We start from the raw sequence: 25,889 nt of genomic DNA, 5'->3' as shown, positions 1-25,889 counted from the left end.
ATTACAGTCTTGGAGCATCTTTTTCGTAATAAAGATAGTTTGTCTTTATGAGGAAAAAGCGGTCAATTGATCGTTAACAGTGAAGAGAGGTAGACGGAAAGTTAGTCTACAACTAGGGTGGTACCGCGATAAATATCGTCCCTACTGATTTATTCAGTAGGGACTTTTTGTATTTTAGTGGTTCAACTTGAAAATTAAATAGTCATGCATTGAAAGGAAAAGCAGTAGTTGTTGTTTCCCTGTAACAGAGAGCTGGTGGTTGGTGCAAACCAGTACATAAACAAGAGCGAATTACAGTCCTGGAGCATCTTTTTCGTAGTAAAGATAGTATTGTCTTTATGAAGGGAAAGACGGTCAGATGATCGTTAACAATGAAGAGAGGTAGACGAAAGAAGTCTACAACTAGGGTGGTACCGCGATAAATATCGTCCCTACTGATTGGATCAGTAGGGCTTTTTTGTACAAAAAAGTGGGTTTTTAACTAGTAGTTCATGTCTTTGTAAGAATTATCAGTTTAAAATAAGAAGAGGTATCGATTCCACTATGAATTTGTATAATTAGTCAGTTCAGAAAATAGAGAATTTTTTATTCTCTTACTATACTTTTAAAACATTAGAGGAGGATTTCCAAATGGCAAATCATGAATTAGATCAATTACGTAAACAGGTAGATGAAATTAACTTACAACTATTACACCTTTTAAACAAACGTGGTGAAATTGTTCAAAAAATTGGAGAGCAAAAGCAAGTACAAGGTACGAAACGCTTTGATCCAGTACGTGAGCGTGAAGTACTTGATATGATTGCAGAGCATAACGAAGGACCATTCGAAACATCAACAGTTCAACATATTTTCAAAACGATTTTCAAAGCAAGCTTAGAGTTACAAGAAGATGATAACCGTAAAGCGTTACTAGTATCACGTAAAAAGAAACAAGAAAATACAATCGTTGATGTAAAAGGTGAATTGATTGGAAACGGAACACAAACGTTCATCATGGGACCTTGTGCAGTAGAAAGTTTAGAACAAGTTCGTCAAGTAGGGCAAGCGATGAAAGACCAAGGCTTAAAATTAATGCGCGGTGGTGCATTCAAACCGAGAACTTCTCCATATGATTTCCAAGGTTTGGGAGTAGAAGGACTTCAAATTTTACGTCAAGTAGCAGACGAGTTTGACTTAGCAATTATTAGTGAAATTTTAAATCCGAACGATGTTGAAATGGCATTAGACTACGTTGATGTAATTCAAGTTGGCGCACGTAACATGCAAAACTTCGATTTATTACGAGCTGTAGGTAAAGTTAACAAACCAGTATTATTAAAACGTGGATTAGCAGCAACAATTGATGAGTTCATTAACGCAGCGGAATACATCATTGCGCAAGGTAACGATCAAATTATTCTTTGTGAGCGCGGTATCCGCACATACGAAAGAGCAACACGTAACACATTAGACATTTCTGCAGTACCAATTTTAAAGAAAGAAACACATTTACCAGTTATCGTTGATGTAACACATTCAACTGGACGCAGAGATTTATTATTACCAACAGCGAAAGCGGCACTTGCAATTGGCGCAGATGCAGTAATGGCTGAAGTTCATCCAGATCCAGCAGTTGCATTATCAGATTCTGCACAACAAATGGACATTCCAGAATTCCATAGATTCATGGATGAGTTAAAAGGTTTCAAAAATAAATTATCTTAATTCCATATCATATATGCGTTGAAGAGGAAACAGTAGTGCTTATCTCACTGTTAAAGAGAGCTGATGGTCGGTGTGAATCAGTACAAAGGTAAGCATGAATTACAGCCTTGGAGCATCTTTCCCGACAACTTTTGGAGGGTAAGACGGTCAAACGATCGTTAAAGAAGAAGAGAGGTAGACGAAAGAAGTCTACAACTAGGGTGGTACCGCGATAAACATCGTCCCTACTGAGCGCTCAGTAGGGACTTTTTTGTACAAAAAAATAGTAAAGGAGCAAGAGAAATGAGATACATTACAGCTGGAGAATCACATGGACCGCAGTTAACAGTTATTTTAGAAGGTGTACCAGCAGGTTTGACACTTACGGCGGAACATATTAATAAAGAATTATTAAGAAGACAAAAAGGTCATGGACGCGGAAGACGTATGCAAATTGAAACAGATACAGTTGAAATTGTAAGTGGTGTTCGTCACGGGATGACACTTGGATCACCGATTACGTTAATTGTAAAAAATGATGATTTCAAACATTGGACGAAAGTAATGGGTGCAGAGCCAATTTCGGAAAAAGAAAGTAAAGACATGAAACGTACAATTACAAAACCACGTCCCGGACATGCAGATTTAAATGGAGCAATTAAATATGGTCATCGTGATATAAGAAACGTATTAGAGCGGTCATCTGCAAGAGAAACGACAGTTCGTGTAGCTGCTGGTGCAGTTGCAAAACAAATTTTAAGCGAATTAGGCGTGGAAATTGCAGGGCATGTTCTTGAAATTGGTGGAGTAAAAGCAAAACATATTTCAAACTTATCGATTGAAGAAATTCAAACAATTACTGAAAACTCACCAGTTCGATGTTTAGATAAAGAAGTAGAGCAAGAAATGATGAATGCGATTGACAACGCAAAAAGTAGTGGAGATTCAATCGGTGGTATTGTGGAAGTCATTGCAGAAGGTATGCCAATTGGAGTTGGTAGTTACGTTCATTACGATCGTAAATTAGATGCAAAACTTGCTGGTGCAATTATGAGTATAAATGCATTTAAAGGTGCTGAAATCGGCGTAGGTTTTGAAGCGGCACGACAACCAGGAAGCAAAGTGCATGATGAAATTCTGTGGGATGAAGAAAAAGGATACACGAGAAAAACGAATAATGCCGGTGGTTTAGAAGGCGGTATGACAACAGGTATGCCAATTATCGTAAGGGGCGTGATGAAGCCAATTCCTACTTTATACAAACCGTTAGCAAGCGTTGATATTGATACGAAAGAAGCATTCCAAGCGAGTATTGAAAGATCTGATAGTTGCGCAGTACCAGCGGCGGGTGTAGTAGCTGAATCTGTTGTGGCATGGGAACTTGCAGATGCACTAGTCGAACAATTCGGAAAAGATCGTATGGAATTATTAAAACAAAACATTATGCAACACAATAACTACGCAAAAGAATTTTAATAAAAAGGTGGGTTTAACTTGCAAGTAAAAGATCAACTATCATCATTACAACCATATAAACCAGGTAAATCACCAGAACAAATGAAAGAAGTGTACGGAGATCATTCGTTTGTGAAATTAGCATCGAATGAAAATCCATTTGGTTGTTCATCAAGAGTTTTAGAAGAGTTGCAAAACTCTTGGTTGGAACATGCTTTATATCCTGACGGAGGTGCTACAACGCTCCGTCAAACAATTGCAGATAAGTTGCATGTGCAAATGGAACAAGTACTTTGTGGTAGTGGTTTAGATGAAATCATTCAAATAATAAGCCGCGCCGTATTACGAGCGGGAGATAACATTGTAACAGCAGGTGCAACATTCCCGCAGTACCGTCATCATGCAATTATAGAAGGTTGCGAAGTGAAGGAAGTTGCGTTAAATAACGGTGTATACGACTTAGAAGAAATTTCTTCAGTAGTAGATAACGATACAAAAATTGTATGGATTTGTAACCCGAACAATCCAACAGGCACATATGTGAATGACCGAAAATTGACTCAATTCATTGAAGGTATTAGTGAAAATACGTTAATTGTCATTGATGAAGCGTACTATGAATACGTAACAGCAAAAGATTTCCCTGAGACATTACCGCTTTTAGAAAAACATAAAAACATTCTTGTACTTAGAACGTTTTCTAAAGCATACGGATTAGCTTCTTTCCGCGTTGGATATGCGATCGGACAGGAAGAGCTAATTGAGAAATTAAATGTCGTACGTTTACCATTTAACGTATCTTCATTAGCGCAAAAAGCAGCTACGATTGCTTTTGGTGATAACGAGTTTATTGAAGAAATAGTTCGTGTGAATACAGAGGGATTACAACAATACGAAAGCTTTTGTAAGGAAAATGAAATTCCATTTTATCCATCGCAAACAAATTTCATCTTCTTGCCAGTTGAGAATGCAGGAGAGATTTATGAAGCTTGTGCACATGCAGGGTTTATTATTCGTCCATTCCCAAATGGTGTCCGTATTACAGTTGGAACAAGGGAGCAAAATGAAGGGGTGATTTCAGTGTTACAACAACACTTTGAAAATAAAAAAAGAAAGTCTCGAGATGAGGAAAATGCGTAAAAAGGTAGTATTAATTGGAACTGGTTTAATCGGAGGCTCTCTCGCATTAGCAATTAAGAAAGAGCACGATGTAACGATAACAGGTTATGATATATTTCAAGAACAAGTAGAGCGTGCAAAAGAATTACATGTAGTAGATGAAATAGCAATTAATTTACAGCATGCATGTGAAGAGGCACATTTAATTATTTTTGCTTCTCCAGTTGAAGAAACGAAGAAGCTATTACACAAACTTGCGTCATTCCGTTTACGAGAAGATGTTATAGTGACTGATGTTGGTAGTACAAAAGGCACGATTATGAATGAAGCAGAAACTTTATTTTCAAAGGAAGTATCTTTCATTGGTGGACATCCAATGGCAGGTTCTCATAAAACGGGAGTTGAAAGTGCAAAAGCGCATTTATTTGAAAATGCATTTTACATTTTAACACCTATGCATCATGTGCCAAATGAACAAGTGGAAGAGTTAAAAGATTGGTTAAAAGGAACGGGATCACATTTCCTTGTTTTAAATACAGAAGAACATGACTATGTAACAGGGATCGTTAGTCATTTCCCGCACCTTATCGCAGCAGGTTTAGTGAAGCAAGTAGAGAAACATGCAGGAGATAATCCGCTCATTCATCAGCTAGCTGCTGGAGGGTTTAAAGACATTACACGTATCGCATCTAGTAGTCCGAAAATGTGGAGTGATATTGTAAAGCAAAATCGAGAGCATTTAATGGTATTATTAAAAGAGTGGATCTCTGAAATGGAAGATTTATATAAAACAGTTTCTACCGGAGATGCAGGCGAGATTCAAAACTATTTTGCAGATGCGAAAGAATACCGTGATTCTTTACCAGTAAGAAAGAGAGGGGCAATTCCTGCCTATCACGACTTATACGTCGATGTATTAGATAAGGTGGGGGCATTGGCTCATATTACGAGTATTTTAGCGCGCGAGGAAATTAGTATTACGAACTTGCAAATATTAGAAGCGCGTGAAGGACTGCTTGGGGTATTACGTATTAGCTTCCAAAGGGAAGAAGATCGTATGAAAGCAAAGCTAGCGCTTGGAGAAGAAGAATACCAAACTTATGAAACAATTTAAATGAGAAGGTGAAAAACGTGAAAGAAAGAACAATACAACCTGTTAATAACGGATTGAATGGCAATATTACAATCCCAGGTGATAAATCCATTTCACACCGTGCTGTTATGTTCGGTTCTATTGCAGAAGGGAAAACAACAATTAAAGGTTTCTTGCCCGGTGCAGACTGTTTAAGTACGATTTCATGTTTTAAAGAAATGGGAGTAGAAATTACGCAAAACGGTGATGAGGTTACTGTAGTTGGTAAAGGATTAGAAGGTTTACAAGAACCGAAAGCTGTATTAGATGTTGGTAATTCTGGTACAACAATCCGATTAATGTCAGGTATACTAGCTAACACACCATTTTTCTCTTGCGTACAAGGTGATGAATCTATCGCAAAAAGACCGATGAAGCGTGTAACAAACCCATTAAAACAAATGGGCGCAAACATAGACGGCCGAGAAGAAGGAACATTTACACCGTTAACAATACGTGGTGGAGATTTAAAAGCAATTGAATATATTTCTCCTGTTGCAAGTGCACAAGTAAAGTCAGCTATTTTACTTGCAGGTCTTCGTGCAGAAGGTGTAACAGCTGTTACAGAACCACATATTTCCCGCGACCATACGGAAAGAATGCTTGAAGCATTTGGTGTTAAAGTAACTCGCGAAGGGAAAACAGTGAAGCTGTCAGGTGGACAAAAATTAACAGCAACAGACATTCAAGTGCCAGGTGACGTATCATCAGCAGCATTTTTCTTAGTAGCAGGTGCAATCATCCCAAATAGTAAACTAGTATTACAAAATGTAGGGATGAATCCAACCCGTACCGGTATTATTGATGTTTTAGAAAAAATGGGTGCTACGTTCACTGTAGATCTAATTAACGAAGGGGCATCGGAACCAGCTGCAAATATTACAATCGAAACATCTTCATTAAAAGGAATTGAAATTGGCGGAGATATTATCCCTAGATTAATCGATGAGATTCCTGTAATCGCATTAGCGGCAACGCAAGCAGAAGGAATTACAGTAATTAAAGATGCACACGAATTAAAAGTAAAAGAAACAAACCGTATTGATACAGTCGTTGCTGAATTAACGAAACTAGGAGCTCGCATAGAAGCAACTGATGACGGTATGATCATTTACGGAAAATCAGCTCTAAAAGGCAATACAGTAAATAGTTATGGTGATCACCGTATCGGAATGATGCTTGCAATTGCTGGTTGCCTGGCAGAAGGAAAAACAATTATTGAAGATGCAGAAGCAGTAGGTGTATCATATCCTACATTCTTTGACGAACTTCAAAAATTAGATAAATAAAAAGGATGGAAAGCAGATACGTGATGTATCTGCTTTTTTTGTTAAAACGTCCTTGTAGTTTCACTTACCGAACTATAATAGTAAGAATTATGATACAATTCAAACAGGGAATGGAGGAGAATTATATGAATGTCATACAATTAAAAGAAGATAAGTTCAGAGAAGCATTACGTTTATCAGAATACGCTTTTCAATATAAAGTAGATGAGGAACGATTACAGCAGCAACTTACAAAGATGAAGGAAAGTCATGAAGTATACGGTATTATGGAAGGTGAGGACTTAGCTGCAAAACTACACCTCATCCCGTTTCATATTTACATAGGTAAAGAAAAATTTAAAATGGGTGGCGTTGCAGGAGTAGCGACGTATCCAGAGTACAGAAGAAGTGGGTATGTAAAAGAGCTACTTCAACATTCACTTCAAACAATGAAAAAAGATGGCTTTACAGTCTCTATGTTACACCCATTTGCTGTTACATTTTACCGTAAATACGGCTGGGAACTTTGTGCGAATCTTCTCGTATGTCATTTGACAAAGAGTGATTTAGTTATGAAAAAACAAGTGAATGGTACTGTGAAACGTTTCAATAAAGAAAATCACCCAGAAGAGGTCGAGAAGCTTTATGAAACATTTGCAGAACATTTTTCTGGTATGCTAGTTCGCAATGAAAAATGGTGGTTACAAGCTGTTTATGAGGATTTAACATTAGCAATTTATTACGATGAAAATAAAAGTGCAGCCGGCTATATGTTATATAAAATAGAAAACTATAAAATGACAGTAGATGAATTTGTTCCACTGCATAATGAAGCACGAAATGGTCTATGGAATTTTATTTGCCAGCATGATTCTATGATTAAAGAGCTTGAAATGACAGTAAGTGAAAACGAACAGTTGTTATATACATTGCAAGAACCACGTGTGAAAACAGAAATAAAACCATATTTTATGGGAAGAATTGTAGATGTAGAGCAGTTCTTAAAACAGTATGAGTTAAACTGGAACAATGTACAACAAGAAGTCATTTTACATATTACAGATTCATTTGCACCGTGGAATAATGTATCGGTGAGACTTGCAAATTATGAAATAGCAATTATAGAAGAACCAATGGATAAAGGGATCAAGCTAGATATAAATGCACTATCTACAATACTGCTTGGATACAAACGCCCATTAGAACTAAATGAATTAGAATTAATTAGCGGAAGCGAAGAGGAAATACGGGCATTTGAGAATGTAGTACCAGTGCGCAAGCCGTTTATTTATGATTTCTTTTAATTTGCATATAAGATGGAGTTGTTTCGAACAAAATTTTGGGATAGCTCCATCTCATTGTATTAATTTTTGTCGGTAAGTTGATATATCCTGAAAATCGCTGATATAATTTTATTCACATACAAGAGAATAGAATCGCAACTATACGTTGTCACGCACTTGACTTTTATTCCCTGTAATTTATAATTAAAAACGGAATGAATTTTCATTCCTGAAAATAGAGGTGGAAAAAATGGCTAAAAACAAACAAGAGGATATTTTTGATGCTGCGATGCAACTTTTTGCAGAGCGTGGTTACGATGGTACGACAATTCCAATGATCGCTGAAAAAGCAAATGTCGGTGCGGGTACTATTTATCGCTATTTTGAAAATAAAGAGGCGCTTGTTAACTCATTATTTTCAAAAAGTATGTTACAGCTTTCTGAAATGATAAAAACGGATTTTCCTGTTGAAGCAAATATTCGTGAACAGTTTAGTCATACGTATAACCGTTTATTTGAATTTGCGAGAAACAATGTGGATGCTTTTTTATTTACAAATTCTCACTGTGATAGTTATTTTCTTGATGAGCAGAGTAAGAAAATATTTGACGATTTTATAGGCTTCTTTATGAATATTATTGAAGATGGAATCGCAAAAGGTTTGCTTCGTCCATTGCCTCCAGTTGCTTTAATTATTATTGTATATCAACCGTTAGAAAAATTAACGAAAGTAATTGCAACAGGGCAATTAGAATACTCGAAAGAGTTAGTAAAAGAATTGGAAGAAAGCTCTTGGAACGCTATTAGAATCATTTGATTCTATAGCTTTATAAGGACAGGAATGAATATTCATTCCTAAATAGAATTAAAAAATGAGAGTAGGAGAGGGTATTTGTGCAACTAAAGGAATGAATATTCATTCCGGAAAGACTAGTTTAATAGAGTTTACAAAATAATGTAATAGAATAATAGGAATGAATATTCATTCCGTAACTAACGTAAATTTTAATCGCGGGAGATGATGCAAATGAGCAAGCTGAAAAATTGGAGAAGTTTATCTTTTCTATTATGGATAGTTATTACCATTACAATGATTGTAACGATGCCTAATATGGATAAATTAGTGAAAGAAAAAGGGCACATTACGATTCCTAATACAGAACAAAGTAGTATTGCTGACAAAATGATAAAAGAAATGGATAAAGACGGGACAGAAAAGTATGACATTATAGTTGTTTTTAATAGTGACAGTAAAACAGCTTTAACGACTGAGCAAAAAGAGGAAATAATAAAAACAATCAACGCTTTGCAAAATGAAAAAGAACAATTAGGAATTAAAGAAGTTGTTTCACATTTAGATAATAAAGAATTAGAGAAACAATTAGTTTCTAAAGATAATACGACTATTTTAACGCAAATATCGATAGATAAAAAGCATGGTGAAATATCGAAAGTTACAAATAACCTTCATAATAAAGTGAAAACGAAAGGGGTAACAACGTACTTAACAGGAAGTGATTTAATAGCAGGAGATTTCCTTACATCTTCTCAAGAGGGAGTGAAAAAGACTGAAGTTATTTCAATCATTTTCATTCTTGTAATATTAATCATTGTATTCCGTTCACCTATTGTTCCAATTGTTTCTCTTCTTACTGTTGGGGTATCATATTTAGTTTCAATGGGGATTATTGCTCATTTAGTAGATCAATTTAATTTTCCATTTTCTAACTTTACACAAGTGTTTGTCGTTGTTGTCCTGTTTGGGGTTGGAACAGACTATAACATTTTATTATTTACGAGATTTAAAGAAGAATTAAGTAAACAAGAAAACGCATTTTTGGCTACGAAAGAAACATTTAAATCGGCAGGGAAAACCGTTTTATATAGCGGGATAGCAGTACTAATTGGTTTTGCATCTCTTGCTTTAGCGAGTTTTAAACTATATCAATCTACTTCAGCGGTAGCAATTGGTGTCGCAGTTTTATTACTAGTATTAACTACGTTAAATCCGTTTTTTATGGTGCTTTTAGGAAAAGGGATGTTTTATCCCGTTAAAACATTTAAAGGTCATGAAGACAGTCGTCTATGGGGATTCTTTGCGAAAAACTCAGTAGTGAGACCATTTGTAGCTTTAATTATTGTATTCGTGATATCAATTCCTTTCATATTAAAGTATTCTAATACACTTAATTACAACGATTTATTTGAAGTAGACAATAAATATGAGTCGAAAATGGGGATTAACGTAATAGAAGAACATTTTCCACCTGGTTTTTCTTCACCAAGTACGTTAGTCATTCAATCGAATAACAAGTTAGATGAGGCGAGTTCGCTTCAAACTTTAGATGAACTAACTGATAAGATTTTGAAAGTAAAAGGTGTTTCAGAAGTATATTCACCGACACGTCCAACTGGTGATAGGATTAAAGAACTATATATAAATAAACAAGCGGGTGAACTAAATACAGGTTTAGGAGATGCCAATGGTGGTATAAAGGAAATTAATGATGGATTAACTACTGCGAAAGATAAGATGGGTAATAAGGACTCAAATAGTCTTGCGAACGTTCAAAAGTTAATTGATGGAACAAATGAAGCGAAAAGTGGTGTATCAGCATTAGGAACAGCTTTAAATCAACTATCCAATGGCATAAATGACGGAGCACAAGGTGCGCGGCAAATTGAGAGTGGGTTAACTTCAGTAAATGAAAATATAAGTGTATTATCTCAAGCAACTTCACAACTTCATGCTGGCTATACACAGTTAGAAAAAGGTTTAAGTTCTTACGATCAATACTTCGGAAGTATTTCTCAAGCGATTGACGGTGCGAAGAAAGGTTATGAACAAATTGAAATGTTAATGACCAATTTCATTCAAACGAAACCAGAATTAGCAAATGATCCTAACATTCTGCAGACGATAGGAATTGCTAAAGAGGCTCAAAAGCAATTAGGTGGGCTTTCAAATGAATTAAATAAATTGAAAGCGCAGCATAATGCGGCGATGGGATCATTTAAAGAAGCGAATCAATCGTTATTGAAAGTGGATAATGGCTTAAAAGAAATGAACAATGGAGTTACTAAGTTACAAAAAGGAGCAGCTGATCTTAAAAATGGATTAAATGAAGGTGCTTCAGGTTCAAAACAAATTGCGAACAAGTCATCTGAGTTACAAACCGGATTAACGAAAATAAACGATGGGCAAGGTCAGCTATTAACCGGACTGAAAGACTTGCAAGAACAGATGGGTCAATTACAATCCGGACTAATTAAAAGTACAGAAGGCCTTGAAAAGGTAAGTAATGGCCTAGGGGATGCTCAGAAATATTTAGGAGAACTGAACGAATCAAAAAGCTCTGAGAAATTCTATATTCCAAAAGAAGTTTTGGAGGGAGAAGATTTCCAAAAAGCTTTGAATACGTACATGTCACATGATAGAAAGACTGCTAAAATGACAATCATTTTAGACGTAAATCCGTATTCAAAAGAAGCGATGCCAATTATTCAAGAAATCAATAACACAATAGATGGTACTTTGAAGGGGTCGGAATTAAATCATGCGAAAACAGCAATCGGAGGAACGACAGCTAGAAACGTTGATTTAAAAGAAGTAACTGGGCAAGATTTCTTACGTACAGCTACAATTATGTTAATTGGAATCGCGATTGTATTAATTGTGATTACACGTTCATTATTAAACACCATCTTTATTATTGGATCGTTACTATTAGCTTACTTTGCATCATTAGGGATAAGTGAACAAATTAGTACGCATATTTTACATGTAGATTCATTAAGCTGGAATGTTCCATTCTTTAGTTTCATAATGATTGTCGCTTTAGGAGTGGATTATAGTATTTTTGTAATGATGAGATACAATGAGTTAGAAGGGGACCCAGCGACGAAAATTGTAACTGCTTCTCGTCATATCGGAGGAGTCGTATTATCAGCGGCACTTATTTTAGGTGGTACATTTGCTGCATTAATCCCTTCAGGTGTATTAACGCTTATACAAGTAGCATCCGTAGTTGGCGTTGCGTTGTTACTATTAGCTATCATTGTGATGCCAATATTGTTACCTGCTTTAATAGGTTTAACGAGTAAAATGAAGAATTATGCAAAGAAATTAAGTGAAAGAAAATAAAAGAATCCCCTTTTAAAAGTAACTGTTTCAGTTATGGGAGAGAACATATAAAATAACACACAAATTAGGGATGTAAATCACATATGATTTAGCATCCCTTTTTTAATTGTTATTGCATTGTTTAAGTACTTTTATCTAGTTAAATTGCAAAGGAAGAGAAAAAGAAAACAGTAAAAACACCAGCGCAACGATTGGGGATTACTGACAAAGTATTTGATTTAAAAGATATAACTTACTTTAGATAGTTCACTCAAATAATGGTGGACTATCTTTTTTTAAAGGTAAATGGAAATTTATGTTAAAATAATGATAGAGATTGTGAAAAAAATGTTCTTAAACTAACGGTCAGGTTACTTTAAGAAGGATTTTTCAAAGGAAATGTTGAATATCGTATTTTGAAGGAGTGATTGCAGTGGAGTAAGTAATTTTTTAAATCTTGGTTAAATACTTTGAAGGAAGGGATTTATAAATATGAATACAAAACTAATAATAGTAGAAGGTTTACCTGGATTTGGAAAATCGACCACTGCAAAGCTAATAAATGAAATTCTAAGCCAAAATAAAATTGAAGTTGAACTATTTTTAGAGGGGAATTTGAATCACCCCGCCGACTATGATGGTGTATCTTGTTTTAATAAATTTGAATTCGATAGATTAGTATCTAACAGTGGAGATTTTAAAGAAGTGCTTCTTAAAAGAGTTTTAAAAAAAGGAAGCAATTATTTATTACCATACAGAAAGATAAAAAATGAGTTTGGTGACCAGTTTTCGGACGAATTATGTAATGATATTTTTAAAAACGATATATATGAATTGCCATTCGATAAAAATGTTGAATTAATTGCTGACAAATGGAATGACTTTGCTGAAATTGCTCTAGAAGATAATAAGGTTTATATTTTTGAATGTTGTTTCATACAAAATCCATTAACAATTGGGATGATTAAATACGGTGAACAAAAAGAAAAAATAATAAATTATGTAATGAAAGTTGCAAAAATCATAGAGAATTTAAATCCAATGTTATTCTATGTAGAACAAGATGATCTTGAATTTTCATTTAGGAAGGCATTAAAAGAAAGAAATCCAGAATGGTCCACAGGAATTGTCGACTATTATACGAACCAAGGCTATGGGAAAGAACATAACCATTCAGGGGTAGAAGGAGCGATAAAAGTTCTTGAAGCTAGAAGGAATTTAGAGTTAGAAATATTCGATATGTTAAAAATGAAAAAAGAAAAAATCAATAATACAAAATATGAAATTGACTCATATAGGTCAATGTTAAAAGATAAGTTAACAATACAAATGGTGAAATAGCTTTTTACACTACCTGGTGCTTTAGTTGGAGAAGGAAATGAAAACGCTCAGAATATTTTCTGAGCGTTTTAGTTTGCTATTTATAATGCGAAATGCATACAAATTATTGTGTTATTTCAATTGATAAACATAATGCTCCAATTATAAATGTTTTTTCAAAATGAATCCTCTTTAAAACGTGTATGTAACTTTAATCTAATTAAAAACAAAGGTTTTATTCGAGTTTGGAAAGAAAGGAATAGCAATCAACCGTTGCTATTCATCCAGCTTCTACTATATAATAGCTATAGTCTACAATAATTGAGTCGTAATATGCGATTTTTTAAGACAATCGGTGAGAAAACGCTGAAATAAGCGGTATTAGTAGGAGGACACAAATGATTACAGTAAGTAACGTTAGTTTGCGTTTCGCGGATCGCAAATTATTTGAAGATGTTAACATAAAATTCACGCCAGGTAACTGCTACGGATTAATCGGAGCAAACGGTGCTGGTAAATCTACATTTCTAAAGATTTTATCTGGGGAAATTGAACCATCAACAGGTGACATACATATTACGCCAGGTGAGCGTCTAGCAGTATTAAAACAGAACCATTTCGAATATGAAGAGTTCCCAGTTTTAGAAACAGTAATTATGGGTCACACGCAACTTTACAAAGTAATGCAAGAGAAAAATGCTATTTACATGAAAGAAGACTTTAGTGATGAAGATGGTATGCGTGCTGCTGAACTTGAAGGTGAGTTCGCTGAGCTTAACGGTTGGGAAGCTGAGTCAGAAGCTGCAATTCTTCTTAAAGGTTTAGGTATTGGTGAAGATCTTCATGATAAGAAATTGTCAGAATTAACTGGGGCAGAGAAAGTAAAAGTATTACTTGCTCAAGCTTTATTCGGTCAACCTGACATTCTATTATTAGATGAGCCTACCAACCACTTGGACTTAAAAGCGATTCAATGGTTAGAAAACTTCTTAATGAACTTTGAAAACACAGTTATCGTAGTATCCCATGACCGTCACTTCTTAAATAAAGTATGTACGCACATGGCTGACCTTGATTTCGGTAAAATTCAACTTTATGTTGGTAACTATGACTTCTGGTATGAGTCAAGCCAATTAGCTTTAAAATTAACACAAGATGCTAATAAGAAAAAAGAAGAGAAAGTAAAAGAGTTACAAAACTTCATTGCACGCTTTAGTTCAAACGCTTCTAAAGCGAAACAAGCAACTTCTCGTAAAAAATTATTAGACAAAATTACATTAGATGATATTAGACCGTCATCACGTCGTTACCCATTCGTTGGCTTCACACCTGAGCGTGAAGTAGGAAATGACTTATTAACTGTTGAAGGTCTTTCTAAAACAATTGATGGTGAAAAAGTGTTAGATAATGTGTACTTCACTTTAAATAAAGGTGATAAAGTTGCATTTATCGGCCGTAACGATATTGCGATGACAACATTATTTAAAATTCTTATGGGTGAAATGGAGCCGGATAGCGGTTCATTCAAATGGGGTGTTACAACCTCTCAATCTTACTTCCCAAGAGATAACTCTAAGTACTTTGAGAACAGTGATTACAACTTAGTTGAATGGTTACGTCAATTCTCTCCACAAGATGAGTCTGAAAGCTTCTTACGTGGTTTCTTAGGCCGTATGTTATTCTCAGGTGAAGAAGTTAAGAAGAACGTTTCTGTATTATCTGGAGGCGAAAAAGTTCGTTGTATGTTATCTAAAATGATGTTAAGTGGTGCGAACGTAATCACACTTGACGATCCAACGAACCACTTAGACCTTGAGTCAATCACAGCATTAAATAACGGTTTAATTGCATTCAAAGGTACAATCTTATTCACATCTCATGACCATCAGTTCGTGCAAACAATTGCAAACCGCATTATCGAAGTAACACCAAACGGTGTAATCGATAAAGAGGCTACTTATGATGAGTTCTTAGAAAATGAGGAACTTCAAAAACAAGTAGATGCAATGTACAAAGGTCAATAATATATAATGAAAAAACTCGCTCTTTTTAGAGCGAGTTTTTTTGTCGAGAAAACGTAACATCGCTGGTCGGTCAAATGAATAATTATTCAAATATAATATTAATGAACAGGAGAATTTTTTCATGTATGAAGGGATGTAATGACTTTAAGATTTAAAGAGTTAGTTGAAGAAGGGAAATGTAAGTGGAGTAATATAATCAAATCGTATTATTTTGTCATGTGAAATATGTACCAAATTTGGAGATAGAATAGTTTGCGAATGAGTTTATAAAGGTATATAGTATGGGGTGTCATAATTAGTGGATGAATCTTGGGAGAAAACAGGAAATGTTACAAATTTATTTTGTTAAATAGAAACCAAGGTCAAAATGTCTAGAAAGAAATAGTTGAATAAATACTAGCTTCAAATTATAATTACTAATATTCTTCATATAGTTAAATAAAGATAATCTATTTGAAGAAGAAAATTTGAATAGAGAGACAGACTTATAAAAAAATAAGCCTTGGATGATCAAAAGAGGTGGAGAAATGAAACAGTTCTTATTAAAGAGCAAAAGTGTGTTAAGCAATCATTTTGGATTCTTTCTGTTTGCCGTTATTTTATTGTGGCTCAAAACATATGCAGCTTATGTAACGGAATTCAATTTAGGAATTTCAAACACAATTCAAAAATTCTTGCTGTTTTTTAACCCGCTTAGTTCAGCAGTTCTATTTTTAGGACTTGCATTATTTGCAAAAGGGAAACGATCTTATATTTGGTTAATTATCATTAATTTGTTATTGTCGATTCTTTTATACGCAAACGTAGTATACTATCGCTTTTTCAGTGACTTTATTACGTTCCCGACATTAACACAAACGAATAACTTTGGAGATTTAGGTGGTAGTATTCTTGCGTTGCTACATCTTTATGATCCATTATACTTCTTAGACACGATTATATTAATTGTGTTAGTCGCAACAAAATTTGCAAATCCAAAACCAATTCGTGTTGCGAAGCATAAATTATCTCTAGTATTTGTAGCAGGTATTTTATTATTCAGTGTTAACTTAGGTCTTGCAGAGTCTGACCGTCCTGAATTATTAACAAGAACGTTTGACCGTAATTATATTGTGAAATATTTAGGTGCATACAACTACACAATTTATGATGGAATTCAAAGTGCGAAAGCATCGACAGAACGAGCATTAGCTGATGGCGATAATATGACAGAAGTACGAAATTATTTAACATCAACTTATGCAAGTCCAAATCCTGAGTATTTCGGTAAAGGAAAGGGAATGAACGTAATTTACATTCATTTAGAGTCATTCCAAAACTTCTTAATTGATTACAAATTAAATGGTCAAGAAGTTACACCGTTCTTAAACTCATTTACAAAAGATGCGAATACACTTTATTTTGATAACTTCTTCCATCAAACAGGACAAGGGAAAACATCTGATGCGGAGTTTATGTTAGAGAATTCAATGTTTGGTTTACCGCAAGGTTCTGTCTTTACAACGAAATCTCATAATACGTATCAATCAGCACCAGCTATTTTAGGACAACAAGGATACACATCAGCAGTATTCCACGGTAACTACAAAACATTTTGGAACCGTGACGATATTTATAAATCATTTGGTTTTAATAAATTCTTTGATGCGTCATACTACGATATGAATGAAAAAGACGTAGTAAACTACGGGTTAAAAGATAAACCGTTCTTTAATGAATCTATTCCGTTATTACAAACGTTGAAACAACCGTTCTATACGAAGTTTATTACGTTATCGAACCATTTCCCTTATCCAATCGATAAGGCGGAAGCAACGATTGAACCAGCAACAACAGGTGATTCATCAGTAGATACGTACTTCCAAACAGCACGCTATTTAGATGAATCTGTAAAAGGCTTCATCGATTACTTGAAACAATCTGGTTTATATGATAACTCAATTATTGTTATGTACGGAGACCATTACGGTATTTCAGATAATCATAACGCAGCAATGTCAAAAGTAATGGGTAAAGAAATGAACTCATTTGAAAATGCACAGTTACAACGTGTACCATTAATCGTTCGTGTACCAGGAGTGAAAGGTGGCGTACAACATCAATACGGTGGTGAAATTGACGTTCTTCCAACGCTATTACACTTACTAGGTACAGATACAAAGAATTATGTTCAATTCGGTTCTGATTTATTATCACCAGATCATAAACAAGTCGTTGCGTTCCGTAACGGTAACTACGTAAGCCCAACAGTTACTGCACTAAACGGCAAATACTATGATACAACTACTGGAAAACCTGTAGAATTTACAGATGAAATAAAGAAAAATGAACAAATGGTTCAAAACTCACTAAAATACTCTGACCAAGTCGTGAATGGTGACTTATTACGATTCTACACACCGGAAGGATTCACTCCAGTAGATCGTTCGAAGTATAACTATAACAACCGCGATAAAAACAAAACGAAGGTAAAAACGACTCCGGAAGGGGAAGCTAAATAAATAATAAAAGGCGCTATTCATATGAATAGCGCCTTTTATTTGTAAATATACCATCATTATGAGACAGAACCAGCTGTTGCTTTTTGTTTAGCCTTTCCGAAGAAAACTACGCCGATGATGATAATAATGATAAATGCCCATTTAACCAAAGGGTTACTTTCGAAAAATCCAGCGAACCATTTCTCATCTACAATCATTTTCGCGGCAGTATAAGCTAAAACGGCTGCTCCAATCGTAATGATGACAGGAAAACGATCTACCCATTTTAAAATCAATGTACTGCCCCATACGACTACTGGAATAGACACTAATAATCCGATGATTACTAAAGAAAAGTTACCATGGGCAGCTCCTGCAACAGCGAGTACATTATCGATGCCCATTAACGCATCAGCAATAATAATGGTTTTAATAGCAGACCAAAATCCTTCTTCGGCCTTAATATCATGATCTTTGCCTTCAGCAATTAATTTATAAGCAATCCATATAAGGAGTACACCACCAATTAGAAGTAGCCCTGGTATTTTTAACAACCAAACAACAACTAAGGTAGCGAGGGCTCTAATCGCGATTGCCCCGATAGTTCCCCATATAATAACTTTCTTTTGCTGATCTTTCGGTAATCTTCTTGCTGCTAATCCAATTACAATGGCATTATCACCGGCTAACACTAAATCAATTACAATGATGGCAAGTAGGGCGGACAAATATTCGGCTGAAAGAAAATCCATATACATATCACTCCTTAAGAGTAATATGTGCTAAAGTGTTGATAATATAAAAAATAGGATTGAATTTGTATATTCAATCCATAATTTCTTACTGTATTTTGATATATGTTTTAATTTCGTATAAGTCGCTTTTGTATTCTTTTTTGTTTATCGTTTCGCTTTCTTAATTTTCGATTCATCTTTTTAATGCGGTTTTCTTTTCTATTATCCCAGTTATCACTTCGGATTTTACTAATAGACTTATCTGTCTTAGCACGAAAACGTCTTACTTTTTTCACGAAGGAAAGGGGTATTTTGCCGATAACACCTTGTTTTTCTAACGAATCCTCTTTACCTAGACACCAATCAGGATGAGATAATAAATAGTCGAAATCAAATGTTATCCCGTATTCTTTATCCATATATGTATACCATTCATCTAAAGTACACTTATTTTTTGTATGTAAATATGTTGATCCATCAGTCATAGCACAGCACCAATAGTCAAAATAGCTCCATAGTACCCATTCTTTCGGTACATCTAGTGTTAAAATTACCATTTTTGAATTTGTTCTACCCCAAGCTTTATGATTTCGATTTGGGTAATTATTTGCTTCCCAGACCCAAATAGGATAGTTACCTTCGTAATGAGGCAATCTTGTTTTAGCGACGCGCACCATCCAGTCATATGAATATACATCGTCTGGATCGATGAATTCTTTATTACCTTCTAAATAACCAAGTTTCTTAAATTGTTTCCATGCTTCTTCAGTTTGTACTGTATATACGATCATATGGCACCTACTTATTTAAACTAAATTATAGTATAACATGTGATTTTGAATTTTTATTGATATTAGAGAAGGGGGAGTTTGAGTCGAATATACGAGGAGTAATTCCCAAAATGATAAAAAGACTTGATTCCCAGCTAAAGGAAATCAAGTCTTTTCATTACATACGATTATCATGCCAGAAGTTTAATGGGAAGTGTTCGTTCTCATTATATGCTTCTAATTCATATCCTTTTTCTTTCAGTCCTTTAATAATTCCAGGAACTGCTTTTACTGATTGTGGATGAATATCATGCATAAGAATAACTTCTGTTGGATTTGTAGCACCATGTAACACGTTTTCTACAATTTTAGCAGATGCAGCATCAACTTGCATTTTGTTATATTTCCAGTCTAAAGAATCAATTGTCCAATCCCAAACTTTTAAGCCATTTTCTACAACTTTGTTGCGAAGAGCTTCGTTTAATCCTGGCATAGAGCCGTAAGATGGACGAGTTAATACTGGTGATTTACCTAAAACACCAGCGATTAAGCCTTGGTCTTCCTTCATTTCATCTACGTAATGACCTTCAGTGTAAAGTTTCTTGTAGTTATGAGTCATACTGTGCATCCCAACGTAGTGACCTTCAGCATCTTCGCGTTTTACAAGATCAGGGAAAGCTTTTACGTTTGAACCAATTAGGAAGAATGTTGCTTTTGCATTTTCTTTCTTTAACATATCTAAAAGCTCAGCTGTGTATTTTCCAGGACCGTCATCAAATGTTAAATAAGCGACTTTTCTAACTTGCCCGTTATAATGTTTTGGAGCTTCTTTCGGAGCAAGAGATGTTTGAATCTCACTTACAAGTTGAACAGATTTTGCTTCATCCTCTGTACTAGCTAGAGCAGTATGTACTGATCCAAAAGCTACTTCGTATGTGAATAATACCCCCGCACAAACTAACATAGCCCTTTTTACTAAAGTTGTCATTCGAATTCCATTGTGCATAATTTTCCTTCTCTCTATAAAAGTTCTACTCTACTATATTAGCAATTATAGGTAGGGAAATGCAAAAAAACTTTTTTACAAGTGTAAAAAAGTTTACTCAAAAGTATGCAAGATTTTATATCAATTGCAGTTTTGAAAAATAGGATGAATTTAAACTTTATTATTTAAACTTTAAATCACCAAATCATACTTTCGTATCACTTCGTTTTCGTTCCAATTATTGATTCGAATATTTTTGTTTTTTATTAAAATATTGGTAAAGAAACAATTACATGAAAAAAGGAGTGGGAATATGGATAATTATATTTGCACTACATGTGGAGTGCAGTATCCCGAAAATGAAGAAGCACCTTCTCGCTGTAAAATTTGTAATGAGGAAAGACAATATGTTAATCCAATTGGGCAGTCATGGACAACATTAGAAACGATGCAAAATAGCAATTTATACAAAAACGAAATAATAAAAGAAGAAAGCGGTTTGTATAGCATTACTACTAAACCTAAATTTGCGATTGGACAAACAGCATTTTTAATACAAAGTAAAACTCTAAATGTTATGTGGGATTGCATTAGTTATTTAGATGATAAAACGATACAACGTATATATGATTTAGGTGGTATTCAAGCAATAGCACTTTCTCATCCACATTATTACTCTACACAAGTTAAATGGGCGGAAACATTCAATGTACCTATTTATATTCATGAAGATGATAAAGAGTGGGTGGTTCGTCCGAGTAAGCAAATTAAATTTTGGTCTGGGGAGCATCTGATATTATCGGAAGAACTTACATTGCATCGCTTAGGAGGCCATTTTAAGGGTGGAACTGTTATACATTGGAAAGACGGTAATGAAGGGAAAGGTATTTTGTTATCAGGTGATATTATACAAGTAGTTTCGGATCGAAAATGGGTAAGTTTTATGTATAGTTATCCCAATCTCATTCCATTACCAGCGAATAAAGTTAGAGATATGGCAGAGAAGGTAAAAGATATCCAATTTAGTCGACTATATAATGCATTTCATGGTGTAGTGGAAGATGCGAATAAAGCTGTACAAAGATCTGCTGATCGGTATATAAAGGCCCTGCAAGGAGAACTATTTCATACGTAATAGCTTGTAATTCATCTCTATATTTATATAACTAATTTTATATGAATTTTATACTAAAGTCCTATTGTTTATTAACTAATAGGTCTTTCAACTTAGGAAGTTCACACTAATGAGGGATGTTAAAGGGAATATATGTAACCTATACTAATTACTATAAAGCTTTGGAAAATGAAAAGGAGGAGATTTGCATGAAGAATTGGGTTCAATTTAGAATTGCAAGACCAACAGATAAATTTGAAGAAGTGATAAGTTTTTATGAAACAGGATTAGGTTTAAAACGTATAGGGGAATTTCACAATCATGAAGGATATGATGGGGTTATGTTTGGCTTACCAGATGAAGAGTATCATTTGGAGTTTACTACACATGTTAATGGAAGTCCATGTCCGGCACCGACAAAAGATAATTTACTAGTTTTTTATATGCCTATTAAAGATGAAATTGAAAAGATAGTGAATCGATTAAGTAATATGGGCTATCATGAGGTAGAACCTGAAAACCCGTATTGGATAGAGAAAGGAACCACAATAGAGGATCCAGACGGTTGGAGAATTGTGCTTATGAATGCATCTGAATAAGAAAACTATTTTCATATGAAATAGAGTGTAACAAAATGATTTAGACATAAATCCCTACAGTGTTTGTAGGGATTTTTATATAAGAAATTTTTATTGAGAGAGTTATTAAAATGTAGAAAGTATTTTGGCTAAGAACAAATGTAGTAAACATAATTTATGAAGGAGGTATAAAAGTATGATAGTAAACCATTTTGAAGCGTTTTCTAAACATGTTGGAAATACACATCTTATTAAAAGTTCTTTCGTAGTTTATATCTTATTCTACGCAAAATTGATACCATCAAAAAACTGTATGTTTAACATGTACAGTTTTTTGATGGTATAGCTGTGCAATGTTTAGAAATTTCACATACCGTATTTTAAAAATAAATATAGGAAAAACAAAAAGTAATGTAGAATATATCGTACATACATATATACAGTTAACATAAAAGATAAAGAGGTGGGTATATGTTACTTGAGGAAGTAATGCAGCAACTAGAGGAATATGGAACAGAACAAAATCGAAAAACGTATAAAAACCACGGAGCGAAAGAGCCGTTATTTGGAGTTAGTTTTGCGAATTTAAAATTGTTAAAAAAGAAGATAAAAAAAGATCACGATTTAGCAGTTGAATTGTGGGAAACGAAAAATATGGACGCAATGACATTAGCAACTTATATTTTAGACCCGAAAAAAATAACGACAGAACAGCTTAATAGTTGGATTCAGGATGTTGATTATTACTGTTTAATGGATGTTCTGATGACATCTATATGTACTTCGCCAATTGCAATAGAAAGAATGGAAGAGTGGATAAAGTCTAATGATGAATGGATTGGAAGAGCTGGCTGGTCTTTATTAGCAAATATAGCGATTAAAAATAAAACGTTACATGATGATTTCTTCTCTCCGTACTTAGAAGAGATTAAAGAAAATATACATAATGAAAAAAATAGAAAAAAAGAAGCGATGAATAGTGCTTTAATCGCAATAGGAATTCGTAATGAAGACTTAGAGCGACAAGCGATTGAGATTGCAAGTGAAATTGGAAAAATAGAGGTTGATCATGGTGCAACATCATGTAAAACACCAGATGCAGAAAGCTATATAAAAAAAGCGAGAGAAAGAGCTGAAAAAAAGAAAGTGAAATAAGAAAAGAGGATCGGTTATGAAACCAATTGAAGCAGCACAAAACATAATTACATTACAATTTCCGAATTGTGATGTAGCTTTACTCGGCGGAAGCGTTGCACGAGGAGAAGCGACGAAAACATCTGACCTTGACATTGTAATAGTCGATCAAAGTTTAACTTCTTGCTATAGAGAATCTTTCTATAGTAATGGATGGCCTGTTGAGGTGTTTGTTCATAATTTCGAAACATATAAAACCTTTTTCAAAATGGATTGTGATCGAGGGAGGCCGTCGTTACCACAATTAGTTTCAGAAGGGATTGCCTTAAAAGGGGAACAGGAAATTGTTGAGAAATTAAAAAAAGAAGCGAATGATTTACTACATAAAGGACCAGCTAAATGGACCGAAGAAACGATTAAGCAGAAGCGATATTTTATTACGGATACTTTAGATGACTTTATTGGTGCAACAAAAAGAGAAGAAGAATTGTTTATCGCTAATTTATTAGCCGATTTAGTACATGAATATGTATTAAGAGTAAATGGTAAGTGGCTTGGGAGTTCAAAATGGTTTATTAGAGTGCTAAAAAGATATGATGAGCAATATGCAAACAAATTTGTAGCCGCTTTTGATCATTTTTATAAAACGGGAGGGAAAAATGAATTAATTCATTTTATAGAAAAGACGTTAGAACAGTATGGTGGAAGAGTGTTCGAAGGATTTTCTATTGGTAAATAAAGAGAGGAGAAAAAAATGAATGTACCATATGTTCAATTAAGAGAATTGACACTAGATGATGTAGAAGATCGCTATCAATGGTCATTAGATAGAGATGTAACAAAGCATTTAGTTTTACCAGATCAATATCCTCCGTTCACTCGTGGAGATACGAGAAACTGGATTGAAGCTTGTATAAGCCGAAAAAATGGTTATGAACAAAGGGCAATCGTTACTGAGACAGGTATACATATTGGATGGGTAGACCTTAAAAATTTTGATAAAACAAATAAAAATGCTGAACTAGGAATTGCGATTGGAAATAAAGACTATTGGGGTAAAGGATTTGGAATGGCAGCTCTAAACAGCATGTTACAAATAGGTTTTTCTCAGTTTGAATTGGAGAAAATTTGGTTACGTGTAGATGAAGATAATACAAAAGCTAAAAAGAGTTATGAAAGTGCCGGATTTGTATGCGAAGGGTTAATGAGAAATGATCGATTGAGACAGGGAAAGCTCATTCATCGCTATCGTTACAGTATATTAAAAGAAGAGTATGAATCAAAAATTAATAACCTATAAAAATATTATGTAAATTAAAAAGGGGAAAATAAAATGATTCGATTACTTACAAAAGCGGATGCAAAAAAATATTGGGAGTTGCGTTTACAAGCACTACAAGTAAATCCAGAAGCATTTATAACGACTTATGAAGAAGCAGTACGTCAAGAAAACCCTCTTGAACGAGTTGCTAGTAATCTTTCATCCAACAGTAGTTTTACATTTGGTGCTTTTAATAATGAAAATCGTTTAGTTGGGGTTGTTACTTTATTAACAGAAGAAAAAGACGCATATAAGCATAAAGGACATATCGTTGCAATGTATGTAGATACTGAAAATCGAAGAAGTGGTCTTGCACGTGATTTAATACGTAAAGCAATTGAAAGGGCAAAAGAGATGAAGCTAGAGCAATTGAATTTAGGGGTTGTGTCAACGAACGAACCAGCCAAACGATTATATGAATCAATGGGATTTAAAACATACGGAATTGAAAAAAGGGCTATAAAAATGAATGGTGTGTATAGTGATGATGAACATATGGTGTTGTTCTTTTAAGAGAGGAAGTTTTGTATGAAAGATCTCCATTTAGAAAGAAAAATGGACCCTCAAGTAGCGATTTTGTATGCGACGGTTGCTGATACGTTTAATAGATTGCAAAGGTTAGTCGAAGGTACTGAAGAGAACGAACTATCCTATAAAGGGTCTGAAAATAATGAAAATAGTATTGGGCAGTTACTTCAGCATTTAGCAGTTGTTGATTTACATTGGGTGTATCGTTTCAAGGGAGAAGATGTTCCGCCAGCATTTGAAAATAAATATGGTCCTATATTAAATGAAGTAGGAGAATTACCAAGTTTAAGAAAAAACACATTGCAAGAGTTAATGCAAGATTATGAAGCAGTGCAAAAATTGTTTTATGAAGAATGTATGAAACTAACAGAAACTGATTTAACGCGGGAAGTTTTGTATGAAAAAGGCGAAACTGCGACAATAAGATGGGGAATATGGCATATAGCAGATCATAATCGGTATCATCAAGCTCATATAAGTCGATTGAGGAAATTATACAGAGAATATAAACTACATATTCTTTAATTTTTGAATGAACGAACGCCCCTAAATAATAATTAAAGGAGGCGTTTGTTTTTATTCGTTCGCTTTTCTTCCCAAGCTATCATTAAATTTTTATGATAATCTTTTGGTTTCTCAATAGAAAACCAGTAAATTGAATGTGCAATAGTTGGTAGCCATCTTTTATAGCGGATGCGTATATTTTCATGGTGAGTATAGTGGGTCGAGATTAAAGTAGATTTTGACCCTTGAAAATTTTGATATGTAATGGCCTCGATTTCATACCAATGCACTTTATTCCCATGTAAATCTACTACAATTCCTTCATCATCCT

The 25,889-nt window shown here is 34.4% G+C and carries 20 protein-coding genes, 1 pseudogene and 3 other annotated features (1 of these 24 running past the window's edge); of the genes and pseudogenes, 18 read left to right on the top strand and 3 right to left on the bottom strand.

The window, feature by feature from the left end:
• Positions 1 to 146 (top strand) — a binding site (T-box leader); it begins 90 nt to the left of the window's first position.
• A 54-nt stretch (positions 147 to 200) separates the two neighbouring features.
• Positions 201 to 436 (top strand) — a binding site (T-box leader).
• Positions 437 to 630: 194 nt separating this feature from the next.
• From ACTL4X_RS14555 to ACTL4X_RS14505, 11 genes are all read left to right on the top strand, one after another.
• A complete protein-coding gene (locus ACTL4X_RS14555; protein ID WP_001273575.1) occupies positions 631 to 1,707 on the top strand; it encodes a bifunctional 3-deoxy-7-phosphoheptulonate synthase/chorismate mutase in 1,077 nt (358 codons plus the stop codon).
• Positions 1,708 to 1,716: 9 nt separating this feature from the next.
• Positions 1,717 to 1,936: a binding site (T-box leader), on the top strand.
• 53 nt (positions 1,937 to 1,989) lie between these two features.
• Positions 1,990 to 3,162: a chorismate synthase gene (gene aroC, locus ACTL4X_RS14550; protein WP_001269424.1), complete on the top strand. Its 1,173-nt coding sequence runs from the start codon at positions 1,990 to 1,992 to the stop codon at positions 3,160 to 3,162.
• 18 nt (positions 3,163 to 3,180) lie between these two features.
• Positions 3,181 to 4,281, top strand: a complete 1,101-nt coding sequence (gene hisC, locus ACTL4X_RS14545) for a histidinol-phosphate transaminase (protein ID WP_441394911.1) — start codon at positions 3,181 to 3,183, stop codon at positions 4,279 to 4,281.
• Positions 4,274 to 5,374, top strand: coding sequence for a prephenate dehydrogenase (tyrA, locus tag ACTL4X_RS14540; protein WP_025687153.1), 1,101 nt, complete (start codon positions 4,274 to 4,276; stop codon positions 5,372 to 5,374). Before hisC ends, tyrA begins: the two co-directional genes overlap by 8 nt.
• A gap of 17 nt (positions 5,375 to 5,391) precedes the next feature.
• Positions 5,392 to 6,681 (top strand): 3-phosphoshikimate 1-carboxyvinyltransferase, encoded by a 1,290-nt coding sequence (gene aroA / locus ACTL4X_RS14535; RefSeq protein ID WP_025687154.1) that lies wholly within the window; start codon positions 5,392 to 5,394, stop codon positions 6,679 to 6,681.
• 125 nt (positions 6,682 to 6,806) lie between these two features.
• Entirely contained in the window at positions 6,807 to 7,964 is a 1,158-nt protein-coding gene (locus tag ACTL4X_RS14530; protein WP_001100928.1) for a GNAT family N-acetyltransferase, read from the top strand.
• A gap of 229 nt (positions 7,965 to 8,193) precedes the next feature.
• A complete protein-coding gene (locus ACTL4X_RS14525; protein WP_001107309.1) occupies positions 8,194 to 8,760 on the top strand; it encodes a TetR/AcrR family transcriptional regulator in 567 nt (188 codons plus the stop codon).
• A 210-nt stretch (positions 8,761 to 8,970) separates the two neighbouring features.
• Complete coding sequence (locus ACTL4X_RS14520) at positions 8,971 to 12,087, top strand: MMPL family transporter (protein ID WP_441394910.1); 3,117 nt, start codon at positions 8,971 to 8,973, stop codon at positions 12,085 to 12,087.
• A gap of 471 nt (positions 12,088 to 12,558) precedes the next feature.
• Positions 12,559 to 13,407 (top strand): hypothetical protein, encoded by an 849-nt coding sequence (locus ACTL4X_RS14515; protein ID WP_001093195.1) that lies wholly within the window; start codon positions 12,559 to 12,561, stop codon positions 13,405 to 13,407.
• A gap of 377 nt (positions 13,408 to 13,784) precedes the next feature.
• The gene (locus ACTL4X_RS14510; RefSeq protein WP_000633864.1) at positions 13,785 to 15,410 is read left to right on the top strand and encodes an ABC-F family ATP-binding cassette domain-containing protein; all 1,626 of its coding nucleotides are present in this window, start codon (positions 13,785 to 13,787) and stop codon (positions 15,408 to 15,410) included.
• A 527-nt stretch (positions 15,411 to 15,937) separates the two neighbouring features.
• On the top strand, positions 15,938 to 17,911 hold the full coding sequence (locus tag ACTL4X_RS14505; RefSeq protein ID WP_000808770.1) for an LTA synthase family protein: 1,974 nt from the start codon (positions 15,938 to 15,940) through the stop codon (positions 17,909 to 17,911).
• A gap of 56 nt (positions 17,912 to 17,967) precedes the next feature.
• Here the strand turns inward: ACTL4X_RS14505 and ACTL4X_RS14500 are convergent, their stop codons facing one another.
• From ACTL4X_RS14500 to ACTL4X_RS14490, 3 genes are all read right to left on the bottom strand, one after another.
• Complete coding sequence (locus tag ACTL4X_RS14500; protein ID WP_000346932.1) at positions 17,968 to 18,642, bottom strand: TerC family protein; 675 nt, start codon at positions 18,640 to 18,642, stop codon at positions 17,968 to 17,970.
• A 110-nt stretch (positions 18,643 to 18,752) separates the two neighbouring features.
• Positions 18,753 to 19,415, bottom strand: coding sequence for a DUF3841 domain-containing protein (locus tag ACTL4X_RS14495; RefSeq protein WP_000637706.1), 663 nt, complete (start codon positions 19,413 to 19,415; stop codon positions 18,753 to 18,755).
• Positions 19,416 to 19,572: 157 nt separating this feature from the next.
• Positions 19,573 to 20,400 carry a peptidoglycan-N-acetylglucosamine deacetylase gene (locus ACTL4X_RS14490; RefSeq protein WP_000551452.1) on the bottom strand — a complete coding sequence of 276 codons (828 nt, stop codon included), beginning with the start codon at positions 20,398 to 20,400 and terminating at the stop codon, positions 19,573 to 19,575.
• Between the two features lie 292 nt (positions 20,401 to 20,692).
• On the opposite strand from ACTL4X_RS14490, the gene ACTL4X_RS14485 reads away from it, so the two are divergent.
• The 7 genes and pseudogenes from ACTL4X_RS14485 to ACTL4X_RS14455 all read left to right on the top strand — a co-directional run bounded on the left by ACTL4X_RS14485 (position 20,693) and on the right by ACTL4X_RS14455 (position 25,579).
• A complete protein-coding gene (locus ACTL4X_RS14485; RefSeq protein WP_000371021.1) occupies positions 20,693 to 21,514 on the top strand; it encodes an MBL fold metallo-hydrolase in 822 nt (273 codons plus the stop codon).
• Positions 21,515 to 21,702: 188 nt separating this feature from the next.
• A complete protein-coding gene (locus ACTL4X_RS14480; protein ID WP_000800667.1) occupies positions 21,703 to 22,092 on the top strand; it encodes a VOC family protein in 390 nt (129 codons plus the stop codon).
• 450 nt (positions 22,093 to 22,542) lie between these two features.
• Positions 22,543 to 23,226 carry a DNA alkylation repair protein gene (locus ACTL4X_RS14475; RefSeq protein WP_000923448.1) on the top strand — a complete coding sequence of 228 codons (684 nt, stop codon included), beginning with the start codon at positions 22,543 to 22,545 and terminating at the stop codon, positions 23,224 to 23,226.
• Positions 23,227 to 23,242: 16 nt separating this feature from the next.
• Positions 23,243 to 24,003 (top strand): annotated as a pseudogene (locus tag ACTL4X_RS14470) (nucleotidyltransferase domain-containing protein).
• Positions 23,960 to 24,505: a GNAT family N-acetyltransferase gene (locus tag ACTL4X_RS14465; RefSeq protein WP_017656504.1), complete on the top strand. Its 546-nt coding sequence runs from the start codon at positions 23,960 to 23,962 to the stop codon at positions 24,503 to 24,505. Before ACTL4X_RS14470 ends, ACTL4X_RS14465 begins: the two are co-directional and overlap by 44 nt.
• A gap of 33 nt (positions 24,506 to 24,538) precedes the next feature.
• Positions 24,539 to 25,039: a GNAT family N-acetyltransferase gene (locus tag ACTL4X_RS14460; RefSeq protein WP_000620314.1), complete on the top strand. Its 501-nt coding sequence runs from the start codon at positions 24,539 to 24,541 to the stop codon at positions 25,037 to 25,039.
• 15 nt (positions 25,040 to 25,054) lie between these two features.
• On the top strand, positions 25,055 to 25,579 hold the full coding sequence (locus ACTL4X_RS14455) for a DinB family protein (protein WP_088345552.1): 525 nt from the start codon (positions 25,055 to 25,057) through the stop codon (positions 25,577 to 25,579).
• Positions 25,580 to 25,889 lie beyond the last annotated feature (310 nt).

The sequence above is a fragment of the Bacillus sp. RE35 genome, from assembly GCF_052146655.1.
GTDB classification, from domain to species: domain Bacteria; phylum Bacillota; class Bacilli; order Bacillales; family Bacillaceae_G; genus Bacillus_A; species Bacillus_A cereus.
The sequence above is the reverse complement of the archived record's forward strand: the minus strand, read 5'-3'. Positions and strand labels throughout refer to the sequence as shown.